Genomic DNA, 12,077 nt, shown 5'->3' with positions numbered 1-12,077 from the left:
CAAAAGTGAATTAAAATTATTCTGTAATTTGCTAATAGTAAAGAGTTTAAATTTTTCAAAGAACTCACTAAATCATTAAAAAATACGAATTTATGTGTGGAATTGTAGGTTATATCGGACAACGTGAAGCGTATCCCATCCTTATAAAAGGATTAAAAAGATTAGAGTATCGTGGTTATGATAGCTCTGGAGTAGCATTAATGGATTCTGGTATCAATATTTATAAGAAAAAAGGAAAAGTAGCCGAACTAGAAAGTTTTATACAAAATAAGAGTAAAGAAGGCAAAGTAGGAATTGGACATACTCGTTGGGCAACTCATGGAGAACCTAATGATGTCAATGCACACCCTCATTATTCAGGTTCTAGTCGGTTGGCAATTATTCATAACGGAATTATCGAAAACTATTCCGTCTTAAAACAAGATTTAATCAATAAAGGACATACTTTCAAATCAGACACAGATTCAGAAGTATTTATTCATTTTATCGAAGAAATTCAAGACCAACACAAATGTAGCTTAGAAGAAGCCGTTCGTTTGGCTCTTCATAAAGTGGTAGGAGCGTATGCCATTATTATTATGTCAGAAGATAGTCCTCATCAACTGATTGCAGCACGAAAAGGAAGTCCTTTGGTTATCGGAATTGGAAAAGACCAAGATGAGTTTTTTATTGCTTCTGATGCTACTCCTATTATAGAATATACAAAAGAAGTAGTTTATCTAAATGATGGCGAAATAGCACTTCTGACAAATGACTCACTTACTATCAGAAACATTGAAGATATTCCAACCACTCCTTATATTCATACTTTGGATATGGAATTAGAATCTATCGAAAAAGGGGGTTATGACTATTTTATGTTAAAAGAAATTTTTGAACAACCAAAATCTATTCGTGACGCTCTTCGTGGAAGGCTTATTGCAGCCAACGGACACGTAAATTTGGGTGGAATTCATAAATATTTAGATAATCTTGTTAATGCAAAACGTATTGTCATTGTAGCCTGTGGAACTTCATGGCATGCTGGTTTAGTGGCTGAATATATCATTGAAGAATTTGCACGTATTCCTGTTGAAGTAGAATATGCTTCTGAATTTCGTTATAGAAATCCAATCATAGAAGAGGGTGATGTAATGATTGCTATTTCACAATCAGGAGAAACAGCTGATACACTAGCAGCGATTGAATTAGCAAAAAGTAGAGGAGCAATTATTTTTGGAGTCTGTAATGTAGTTGGTTCTTCTATTGCACGAGCAACCCACGAAGGCGCATATATTCATGCAGGACCTGAAATAGGTGTGGCTAGTACAAAAGCATTTACAGGACAAGTAACCGTTTTGGCTCTTCTTGGACTTATGCTTGCTAAAGAAAGAAAAACACTTTCTGAAAATCAATTAAAAGACCTTTTACGTCAATTAGAACGTATTCCTCAAAAAGTAGAACAAGCTCTAAAACTAAATACGCAAATAGAAAAAATAGCAAAAGACTTTGTCAATGCTCGTAATTTCTTATATTTAGGACGTGGATATAATTTCCCAGTTGCTTTAGAAGGAGCTTTAAAACTCAAGGAAATATCTTATATACACGCAGAAGGTTATCCTGCTGCCGAAATGAAGCATGGCCCTATTGCTCTCATTGATGAAGAAATGCCAGTAGTGGTAATTGCAACTCGTGATAACTCGTATGATAAAATTTTATCAAATATCGAAGAAGTAAAAGCAAGACGAGGAAAAGTAATTGCTGTTGTGACAGAAGGAGATGCTGCTATTCCAAAAAAGGTGGATTATGTTATCGAAGTACCAAGTACACATGATGCATTTATGCCTTTAGTTTCAGTTATTCCTCTTCAACTTTTATCGTACCATGTTGCTTTGATGCGTGGTTGTAATGTTGATCAGCCTAGAAATTTGGCTAAATCCGTTACCGTGGAATAAATAAAATTATCCATTATAAAGTAAAATTCAAACAAGAACTCTTTTATTAGAAATAATGAAAGAGTTTTTTATTTTTGAAATTGTGTCTTAATCAGGATGTCAAGCTAAAGGCAGTTTGAGAAAATATAAATCTTGAATGGATTTTTTATTTCCTTAAAGTAAGTTATAGAATTGAAATAACATATAGAATTTGATTACTTTTACACTAGCTTTTTAATAGTAAAAATCGAAGAAAAAGAAGTTTACTTAAGACTAACTAGTTAAAAACAAACAAGTTATTTTCAATAGCAACAACAACCAATAAACACACAAATAATTAAGAAATGAAGTTAGACAATTATCTACGTCGAATAGATTATCGGCAAACCCCACAAAACAACCTACAAACGCTAAACGAGCTACACAAAAAACATGTCTTTGCAATTCCTTTTGAAGATTTGGATATACATTTAAAGAAACCTCTACGTATTGATATAGCTTCTTTGTATCAAAAAATAGTTGTAGAAAAAAGAGGTGGTTTTTGTTATGAACTCAATTTTTTGTTTTATAACCTTCTCAAAGAACTTGGATTTGATGTTCAGATTATCTCAGCAAGAATATATGAAAAGAGAGAAAAATTAGGAGTAGAATTTGACCATTTAGCTATAATTGTGCAGCTAGAAGAAAAGTGGCTTTTAGACGTAGGATTTGGAAATCTTTTTACAGAACCTATGAAAATCCCTTCAAAAATTGATAATTATGTTTATAAAGAAAGAGATTCAATTTACAAAATAAATCAATTGAGCGAATCTAATTATATTTTATCAGAATCTAAAAAGGGCTATAAATTCAAAAAAATCTATGCCCTTGATACAACTCCTAGAAAGATTGAAGAATTTTATGAGCAAATAGACTTCAAACAATATTCAGAAGAGTCTTATTTTGTGAAAAATAAAATTTGTACGATTCCCACAGAACAAGGAAGAATCACCTTGTTCAATAATAAATTTATCAAAACAATGGGCGCAGAGAAACAAGAACGTACAATACAAAATGATGAAGAATTTTACCAAATTTTGAAAGAAGAATTTGATATACATATTTTGGAAGAAAAAGTCTGTTAGTATATAAAAGGAATTTCAAACTAGATTTGGAATTCCTTTTTTTTGTTTGAAGAAATCAAAACTATAGAAGATGTAGACAAAATAGTTTACCTTAGAATTTACAAACTCTATTTTACAAATCTGTTTAGCTTTTTGATTCAATGAACCAACATCCTTTATACCATCATATTAATGAAATAGTTGATTTAGAAGAAGAAGACTTTCAAGATATTATAAACTATTTCAAGCCTATATATCGCAAAAAACATCAATTTATTATTGAAGCAGGAAACGATGTAAATTTTGAGTTTTTTGTAATAAAAGGTTGTCTCAAATCCTCAGTTTTTGATGAAGGTGGCAAAGAACATATTATTCAATTTGCCATGGAAAACTGGTGGATTACAGATTATAACGCTTTTCTTCATCAAGAAAAAGCAAAGCTAAATATTGATTGTCTTGAAGATTGCCATTTGCTTGCTATATCCTATCAGCAAAAAGAAGAAATCAGTATTAATAACCCTAAGATGGAGCGTTTTTGGTCAAAAAAGACAAAAACAGGACATGCAGCTCTACAAAACAGAATTCTTTCTCTCATTAAAGATTCTGCCAAAGAACGCTATGAAAGTCTTACCGAAAGTTATCCAGAGCTAATTCAGCGAGTTCCTAAAAAATATATTGCTTCTTTTCTTGGTGTATCAAGAGAAACACTGAGTCGATTATAGTAGATTATAAGTGACATACATCACACTAATTTGGTGACATACATCCTTTGTAAAGGCTACTAATTATCTGACCTTTGTATCAAATAAATTAGAGTAACCAAAAAAATACTATCAAAATGAGCAACACAAAAAATATATTATTTGTCCTTACCTCTCACGACGAATTAGGAAACACAGGAGAAAAAACAGGTTTTTGGATTGAAGAATTTGCAGCACCTTATTACTATTTAGTGGATAAAGGTATAAATGTAGATATTGTAACTCCAAAAGGAGGACAAGCACCAATAGACCCAAAAAGCAATGAGCCTGATTTTCAAACGGAAGCTACAAAACGATATTTTGAAGACGAAAAAACTAAAAATGCAATCGCTAACACAGCTAAACTTTCTGACGTAAATCAAGAAAAATATGATGCTGTATTTTATCCTGGTGGTCATGGCCCTCTTTGGGATTTGGCAGAAGATGCTCAATCTATTAGTTTGTTAGAGTCATTTTATGCAAAAAATAAGCCTTTAGGTCTTGTATGTCATGCTCCTGCTGCTCTTAAACATGTAAAAAATACAGAGGGTGAGCCATTAGTAAAAGGAAAAAAAGTAACAGGTTTTTCAAACACAGAAGAAGAAGCTGTGCAACTTACAAATGTAGTTCCTTTCCTAGTTGAAGATATGATGAAAGAAAAAGGAGCACATTATGAAAAAGCTGGCGATTGGTCAGAATTTGCTATCGAAGACGGACTTTTAATTACTGGTCAGAATCCACAATCTTCTAACTTAGTAGCTGAAAAATTATACACAAAATTGTATTCTTAGATTTATAAAGAATCAATTAAAAGGAATTTCAAAGCTAGTTTGAAATTCCTTTTTTTATACCACTTATTTCTTTTTTTCTTCTTCTTTCTTATAAAACTTTTCAAAGGCTTTATAAACAGCTAAATGTAAAATAGTAGCATGATTTTGGTCTAAAATTGGTTCATAAAAAAGGGTAATTGTTCCATTTTTAGTTTCCTCTAGTTTCTTAATTGAATCAACCAGCTTATCAGCCACTTTGTGCATAGTAGGATGCTCTTCGCCTAAAGAAACAAAAATTCGTTTTTTATACTTTGTATTTTCTGCTTTATTTTCAGCAATATTTTTTGATAGATTTTTCAGAAAAGAATTTGAATCTTTAACCATTTTTTGATTATCCCACCAAAGCGACGGACTTACAATTATGTAATCATCAAACAAATAAGGTTTTTTGAATAGAATTTCTGTTGCTAAAAGTCCTCCTAACGATTGTCCAATAATAGTTTTATGAGAATCTGTTTTGTAGTTTTTTTCTATTAAAGGCATCACTTCGTTTTCTAAATAGGCTATAAATTTTTCAGAACCTCCATTATTTGGAATTGCTTTCAAGTCCTGTTTGTCATCACTTGGATACGTAAAATCTCTATATCTTGATTTTCCTAAATTTGAAATTCCGACTACAATAGATTTAGGCAAAATTTCATACATATTCATAAACTGAGTTAATCCTGCAATGTGTGGAAAATCCTCATATTGAGAACCATCAAGCACATAAATAACTGGATAAACGATTGCTGAATCTGGATGATAACCTTGTGGTAAATAAATATTCAGAGTTCTTTTTTCTGATAGTTCTTTTGATTCAATTTCTTCAATTACACCAAAAGGAAATACTTGTTTTTCTTGCGCAAAAGATTGAGAAATTATAAATTGAGTGATTAGGATAAAAATTAATGATAAACTGTGCTTTTTCATTTTAGTTGATTGATAAAGTTAAAAATCTTGAGTATACAAAAAGTGTTACTTTTTAATCATAACCGATTTACTTGGTTTGGTCTGTCCTTCTACCACAATTACAAATTCGCCTTTTATTGTTCCTTCATTAGAAAAATAACTTATTATTTCTTCTAAAGTTCCATTCTTGGTTTCTTCATACACTTTTGTAAGTTCACGAGAAACAGACGCATTTCTATCAGTTCCACAAACTTCGGCAAGTTGTGTAAGTGTTTTGATAAGTCGGTGAGGAGATTCGTATAAAATAAAAGTTCGTTTTTCTTCTGCTAGAGCATCCAAATGAGTTTTTCTTCCTTTTTTGTGTGGCAAAAATCCTTCAAAACAAAAACGCTCACTTGGCAGTCCTGATTTTACAAGAGCAGGTACAAAAGCCGTTGCACCTGTCAAACATTCTATATTTAGATTTGCTTTCAAGGCTTCACGAACAAGCAAAAATCCAGGGTCAGAAATGGCTGGCGTTCCTGCATCTGAAACAAGCGCAAAAACACTTCCTTGTTGCATTTGTTCTATCCATTTCTGAACAGTATGATGTTCATTATGAGCATGATAACTCTGTAAAGGTTGTTTTATCTCATAATGTTTTAACAAAACACCTGTCTTGCGTGTATCTTCTGCTAAAATTAAATCTACTTTTTTGAGTGTTTCTAAGGCTCTGAGTGTAATATCTGCCAAATTTCCGATTGGTGTCGGAACAAGGTAAAGCGAAGTCTGATTTTCTATATTTTTTTCTGTATTTTCCATATCACAAAGGTAGAAATAAAGTTAGAAGTATGAAGGCAGAATTTAGAAATCAAATAAAAATCTATACTCATTTGGTAAGAAACTAAAATTTAGTAGAGTCAAAAGATATTGCTTTTGCTAAAAAGCATATTCAAGTTTAAAAAAAGAAAGAGAAACGATTAAAATTAACTAATTTTGATGCTTATCTAAGTTAAATAAAATTTTATTTAGTTTTCATTTAGTTTCTCGTTCTATTTTCAAAGAAAAATCAAATTATGAAACTACCTTTACTTCAATTATCTTTTTTTTCTAATCTTTTCGTTTTAGTCCTTTTTATAGTTATGTCTAGTACGCTCTCATCTTGTTCTTCTAAAGAAGCCGTTGATTTAATTGTTCATAATGCAAAAGTTTATACTGTTGATAGCACTTTTTCGCAGCAAGAAGCCTTTGCTATCCGTGATGGAAAATTTGTAGAAATAGGTAAAAGTAGAGAAATTTTAAAAAAATATACAAGTGCAAGAATTGTTGATGCTCAAAAAAACTATATCCTCCCAGGTATTATTGATGCACATGCTCATTTGTATTGGCTCGGACAAAAACTAGAAGAAGCAGACGTAAGCAAAGCCAAATCAGTAGAAGAAGTAATTACTATTTTACAACAATATAGAGAAGCAAATCCAAATAAAAAATGGATAAAAGGCTATGGATGGAATCAAAACAATTGGAGTCCTGCTATTTTACCTACAAAAGAAAAATTAGATGAGGCTTTTCCAGACATTCCTGTTTTTTTGAAACGAATAGATGAACATGTCGCTTTAGTCAATCAGAAAGCATTATCAGAAGCTCATATCAATCAATATTCCAAAATACCAAAAGGGGGAACTTTAGGAGTTTATGAAACCAAGGGCGAAAAAGGAAAGCTCAATAAAGAACAAGGATTAAAAGGACTAAACGGACTTTTGTACGAAACAGCCATAAACTTAGCAACTGATAAAATGCCTCCATTGACAGAGGAAGAAATGAAAAGAGCCTTTCAAGGAGCTGAAAAAGTTTGTTTTCAGAATGGTGTAACTTCGGTAGGAGATGCACTTATGGATAAGAAAATGTTTGAGCTTTTAGATAGCATGCACAGAGAAAAGTCTCTAAAACTGCGTATCTATGCAATGATTGACCCCACAGAAGAAAATCAAGACTATTTTTTAGATAAAGGAACTATCAAAACAGATCGTTTGCATGCAGGTGCTTTAAAACTTTTTGCTGATGGAACGTTGGGTTCGTATGGTGCTGCAATGTTGGAAGCCTATTCAGATAGTGCATCTATGTATGGTGCAATGTGGAGAAGTACAGACGAATATAGACAATTAATCAAAAAATTTGCTGATAAAGGCTTTCAAGTCAATACACATTGTATTGGAGATTCGGCAAATCGTATATTTTTAGATTTATATGGCGAATTTTTGGGAACAGAAGAAAACAAAAATAAAGATTTGCGTTGGCGTATCGAACATGCTCAAGTAGTTCATCATGACGATTTAAAAAAATTCAAGAAATTCAAAATTATTCCTTCTGTTCAGCCTACACATGCTATTTCGGATATGCCTTGGGTAGAAACTCGTTTAGGAAGAGTTCGTATGGGTCATGCCTATGCATATCGTGAGCTTTATGAACAAAATAATAGGATTGCTTTTGGAACAGATTTTCCAATAGAGGCTGTCAATCCATTTGCTACTTTTCATGCAGCCGTTGCAAGACAAGATGGTTTGGGAAATCCAAAAGAAGGTTTTCAAATAGAAAATGCTGTTACTCGTGAAGTAGCATTGAAAGCCATGACAATTTGGGCAGCTCATGCAGCTTTTGAGGAAAATGAAAAAGGAAGTATTGAAGCTGGTAAATTTGCTGATTTTATCCTTATTGATACCGATATTATGAAAACAGATAACAGACTTTTACGAAATACACATGTTTTGCAGACCTATGTAAATGGCGAAATGGTTTATATTAGTAACTAAATTAGCTTATAGATAAATTTATAATTTAGAGCATAAAAATAGCCTTTTAAATCAGTTTTGAATTGATTTAAAAGGCTTTGTAATTTCTTAGTTTCTTTTATTTTTTGAAATATACTGATAAGTTTAGTTTTTCCAAATCTCAATACATTTGAGTATAATAAATTCTAACTTTTCCCTACCAATCCTTCAATCGGACTTTTAACGACTCTTACTAAATTTCCTTTGCGCTTAGCAATTCGTTCTTTCAAAATCTCTTCAAAAAAATAAGCTACTGAACCCACAGCATAAAAATTGAGATTCAAATCTTTAAATTCTTCTTCTATCCTATTCAAAAATTCGTCAAAAGTAGTAGCTATTAAGTTTCGCACAAAAGAATCATCTTTATATTTGTAAAGAAAAGGAACAAAAGAAGCAAAAAACTCATTTGGTTTTGGTTCTTGATAGGCTCTTTTCAAAACTATTTCTCTATTTAATTTATACTTTTGATAAAACAAATAATGAATTTCTTTAGACAAACGGTTATACAAAAAATCAATGACTAATTTTTTCCCTAAAAAACCTCCACTTCCTTCATCTCCCAACCAAAAGCCTAAATTTGTGAGTTCCTGAGTTATTTTATTTCCATTGTAAAGACATGCATTTGAGCCTGTTCCCAAAATAAGAACAATGCCTTTTTGATTTTCTGAATCATTATAAGCTGAATGAGCAGCTCCCAAAAGATCGTGAGCAACTTCTATTTTTTTAGCTTGTGGAAAAAGCGTTTTGAGAGCAGCATAAACAATTTGTCTATTTTCTTCTGTCGAACAACCAGCACCATAAAACTGAATTTGAGTTACTTTATATAAATGTTCTTCCAAATAACCCTCAGAATCTTGATGAGATTCATTTTGATGTTCAAGATAAGATGTATTGATAAAATCCTTGCCTTCTTCTATCATTTGCTGTGTAGAAAGAAAGTAAGGATTCCAACCTCCACTTTTCCAAGTCAGTATTTTTCCATCTTCGGTTTTTAATGCCCAGTCTGTTTTGGTTGAGCCACTATCTGCGTAAAGAATCATTTTTTGGGTTTCGTTTTACTATTTTTTGTAAGTTTATAGCATCAAATTTAGATAAATTATACTATAAAACCTTTTCGTACACTAAAGTGTACGGTACATTTTCGCACCTTAAAAGGTACGCTACAAAAGTACGCTTATGCAGAAACAGTTTGACTATATTGTAAATCTTGCCAAAGAATATCATAATTACAAAGAGGATTCTGATGCCTTGTTTTTGGCTCTCAATAATTTATCTGCAAATGAATTAGAAGATATTCATAAAGAATATGCAGATCCAGAACGCAGCTTTCAACCTGTAACTCTGCTTCGTGCAGAAGTTGCTCGTTTGCTTTTGGAAGGAAAAAAAGTAAATCAAGAATTGGTTGAAGTGATAAAGGAGAAAATACGAAATAAGGATAAAACCTATTTTAGTAGTTATAAGGAGAATTTTGTGTTAGAAATGGAAAATTATGGATTTGCAAAACGTGATATTTTTGCAAACTGGCAAAATGCTTGGACGGTCTTTCATTGCTTCTTTTATCGTCAAACTGTAAAAGAAAATGTGCAGAATTACTTAGAGCAGATTGCAAAAGATTTACTAGCTAAACTTAATGTAAAAGATTATAAATTTCATGCCGTAGATTTTCAAGGTTCAGCTAATTTTGGAAGTGATTTTTGTTGGCTTGGTCTGTATCCTATCACAAAAGAATCGCATAAAGATGCGTATCAATTTTTTGTGGAGTTCAAAGCCAAACCACAAGCAGGAAAAATGACAGGAAGTGATTTAAAAAAACCTCATAAAAATAATTTAAAGCCTATATCCTCTTATAACGAAGTTGTTGAATGCTTGACTGAATTAAAAAATGAAATTGTAAAATTAAATGATAAAGATAGAAATTATTTCAAGTTTGCTGTTAAAACTAATGAAGAGTGGAAGTATTATCGCCAAGGCTATATAAGTATGAATTATGAGTTTTTGGGAGAAGAGCTTCCTAATTATGATTCTCTTGGTGAAATAATGAATGATAAAAGTAGGTTTGATGAAAAAACTCATAATAAAAGGTGGAATTTATGGCTATTTCAAACAGCTAAAATAGGAGATATTGTATTTGCAGCTAGAGGAGTAAATACATGTCTAGGAATAGGAATTATTGAAAGTGAAATACTTGATAAAACTAAAGGAATGATGTTTAGTAATCCTAATATACTACACAGAAACGTAAAATGGATAACTAATGAAGTATATAATCATCAGAATAACACCAACACAACTCGTTTATTTCGAAATGATTCTTTCAGCCCAACTAGAAAATACAAACTGATTTTAGAAGAGTATATAAGAAAATATCCAACACTTGCATCAACTTTTGAAGAGTATAACCTTCCTATTGAAATAGATATTGTAGAAGAATTAAATCAAACTAAGTATTCAGAAATAAAAATTAATACTGCTGAACCTACGAAAAATAAAAAAAATAAAGGAGCTAGATTTCTGAGATTTATAAATCCACTGCTTAAAGCTCTTAATAATAATGGAGGAGAAGGCAAATCATCAGATATTGTAAATCAAGTAATTCAAAATATGGAAATTCCTTTACAAGAGTTGGAAAAAAAACTAAAAAGTGGGCAGCCTAAAGTAAAAAACAATATAGCTTGGGCAAGAAATTATTTAAGAGAAGGTGGTTATCTTTCAAGTGAAAAACATGGTGTTTGGACATTAACTGATTTAGGTAAAAACAAACAACTTACAGATAAAGAAATACTAACTTTATTCAAAACAGTTCAAGCAAAATATTTAAAGAATAAAAATCAAGAAGTAACAGCAGGACAATTACAAGAAGAAATAAAGCTAGAAAATAAAAATGAAGCCTATAATTTCTCAGAAGACAAAGACAAACCCTTCATAAGCGAAGAGCAATTCCTTCAAACTGTAGAAATTCTGAAAAGAAAGAAAAATATCATTCTTCAAGGTGCAGCAGGAGTAGGCAAAACGTTTATTGCTCGCAAACTTGCCTATCAGATTATGGGACAAACCAATAATCTCAATATCGAAATGGTACAGTTTCATCAATCGTATTCTTATGAAGATTTTATACAAGGCTTGCGACCTACTAAAACAGGAGGTTTTGAAGTGCAAAATGGTGTTTTTTATGATTTTTGTAAGAAGGCATTAGCACATCCCGAACGTCATTTTTTCTTTATTATCGATGAAATAAATAGAGGAAATTTGAGTAAAATTTTTGGCGAACTCATGATGCTCATCGAAGCCGACAAAAGAGATGAAAAATTTTCGTTAAAACTCACTTATTCCGAAGAGGAAGAAGACCGTTTTTATATTCCTAAAAATCTCTATCTTATTGGTACGATGAATACGGCTGACCGTTCGCTGGCTATGGTGGATTATGCGCTCAGAAGGCGTTTTGCTTTTGTGAGTTTGAAACCTGACTTTGGAGAAAATTTTAAAAACTTTCTTTCTCAAAAAGAGATTTCACAAACTCTTATAAATCATATTTCGAATTCTATTCAAAAAGTAAATCAAGAGATAGCTAAAGATATAAATTTGGGCGAAGGTTTTCAGATTGGACACAGTTATTTTTGTGATTATGAAAAAGATAAAATGGAAGAAAAAGAATGGTTTAATCAAGTAATTCAATTTGAAATACAACCTCTTTTAGAAGAAATTTGGTTTGATGATAGTGAAAAGGTAAGGGAAATGATGAAGATTTTATGGATTAACTAATGATTTAATAGCTAGAGCTAGTTAAAATGAAATT

9 protein-coding genes are annotated in these 12,077 nt (G+C 31.5%); 6 read left to right on the top strand and 3 right to left on the bottom strand.

The window, feature by feature from the left end; all coding sequences use genetic code 11:
• Positions 1–92 precede the first annotated feature (92 nt).
• The 4 genes from glmS (at position 93) to V9L05_RS14495 (ending at position 4,547) form a co-directional block, all read left to right on the top strand.
• On the top strand, positions 93–1,934 hold the full coding sequence (gene glmS, locus V9L05_RS14510; RefSeq protein ID WP_338792514.1) for a glutamine--fructose-6-phosphate transaminase (isomerizing): 1,842 nt from the start codon (positions 93–95) through the stop codon (positions 1,932–1,934).
• A gap of 323 nt (positions 1,935–2,257) precedes the next feature.
• Positions 2,258–3,037, top strand: coding sequence for an arylamine N-acetyltransferase (locus tag V9L05_RS14505; RefSeq protein WP_338792515.1), 780 nt, complete (start codon positions 2,258–2,260; stop codon positions 3,035–3,037).
• Positions 3,038–3,177: 140 nt separating this feature from the next.
• A complete protein-coding gene (locus V9L05_RS14500; RefSeq protein ID WP_338812587.1) occupies positions 3,178–3,738 on the top strand; it encodes a Crp/Fnr family transcriptional regulator in 561 nt (186 codons plus the stop codon).
• Between the two features lie 116 nt (positions 3,739–3,854).
• Entirely contained in the window at positions 3,855–4,547 is a 693-nt protein-coding gene (locus V9L05_RS14495; protein ID WP_338812586.1) for a type 1 glutamine amidotransferase domain-containing protein, read from the top strand.
• Positions 4,548–4,610: 63 nt separating this feature from the next.
• On the opposite strand, the gene V9L05_RS14490 is transcribed toward V9L05_RS14495, so the two are convergent.
• Both V9L05_RS14490 and rsmI read right to left on the bottom strand, forming a co-directional pair.
• Positions 4,611–5,498, bottom strand: a complete 888-nt coding sequence (locus tag V9L05_RS14490; protein WP_338812585.1) for an alpha/beta hydrolase-fold protein — start codon at positions 5,496–5,498, stop codon at positions 4,611–4,613.
• Positions 5,499–5,543: 45 nt separating this feature from the next.
• Positions 5,544–6,278, bottom strand: coding sequence for a 16S rRNA (cytidine(1402)-2'-O)-methyltransferase (rsmI, locus tag V9L05_RS14485; RefSeq protein WP_338792519.1), 735 nt, complete (start codon positions 6,276–6,278; stop codon positions 5,544–5,546).
• A gap of 254 nt (positions 6,279–6,532) precedes the next feature.
• Here rsmI and V9L05_RS14480 point away from each other — a divergent pair, with 254 nt between their 5' ends.
• A complete protein-coding gene (locus V9L05_RS14480; protein ID WP_338812584.1) occupies positions 6,533–8,266 on the top strand; it encodes an amidohydrolase in 1,734 nt (577 codons plus the stop codon).
• Positions 8,267–8,430: 164 nt separating this feature from the next.
• Here V9L05_RS14480 and V9L05_RS14475 read toward each other — a convergent pair whose 3' ends face one another.
• A complete protein-coding gene (locus V9L05_RS14475; protein WP_338812583.1) occupies positions 8,431–9,324 on the bottom strand; it encodes an N-acetylglucosamine kinase in 894 nt (297 codons plus the stop codon).
• A gap of 136 nt (positions 9,325–9,460) precedes the next feature.
• Here V9L05_RS14475 and V9L05_RS14470 point away from each other — a divergent pair, with 136 nt between their 5' ends.
• The gene (locus V9L05_RS14470; protein WP_338812582.1) at positions 9,461–12,043 is read left to right on the top strand and encodes an AAA family ATPase; all 2,583 of its coding nucleotides are present in this window, start codon (positions 9,461–9,463) and stop codon (positions 12,041–12,043) included.
• Positions 12,044–12,077: the final 34 nt, after the last annotated feature.

The organism is Bernardetia sp. Wsw4-3y2 (assembly GCF_037126295.1).
Lineage (GTDB): Bacteria > Bacteroidota > Bacteroidia > Cytophagales > Bernardetiaceae > Bernardetia.
Note: the sequence above shows the minus strand (reverse complement) of the source record. Positions and strands in the feature narration are given on the sequence as shown.

Coding starts and splice junctions, on each gene's coding strand:
- rsmI (WP_338792519.1), bottom strand. CDS start 6,278: ATGGAAAATACAGAAAAAAATATAGAAAATCAGACTTCGCTTTACCTT.
- V9L05_RS14505 (WP_338792515.1), top strand. CDS start 2,258: ATGAAGTTAGACAATTATCTACGTCGAATAGATTATCGGCAAACCCCA.
- V9L05_RS14470 (WP_338812582.1), top strand. CDS start 9,461: ATGCAGAAACAGTTTGACTATATTGTAAATCTTGCCAAAGAATATCAT.
- V9L05_RS14475 (WP_338812583.1), bottom strand. CDS start 9,324: ATGATTCTTTACGCAGATAGTGGCTCAACCAAAACAGACTGGGCATTA.
- V9L05_RS14480 (WP_338812584.1), top strand. CDS start 6,533: ATGAAACTACCTTTACTTCAATTATCTTTTTTTTCTAATCTTTTCGTT.
- V9L05_RS14495 (WP_338812586.1), top strand. CDS start 3,855: ATGAGCAACACAAAAAATATATTATTTGTCCTTACCTCTCACGACGAA.
- V9L05_RS14490 (WP_338812585.1), bottom strand. CDS start 5,498: ATGAAAAAGCACAGTTTATCATTAATTTTTATCCTAATCACTCAATTT.
- V9L05_RS14500 (WP_338812587.1), top strand. CDS start 3,178: ATGAACCAACATCCTTTATACCATCATATTAATGAAATAGTTGATTTA.
- glmS (WP_338792514.1), top strand. CDS start 93: ATGTGTGGAATTGTAGGTTATATCGGACAACGTGAAGCGTATCCCATC.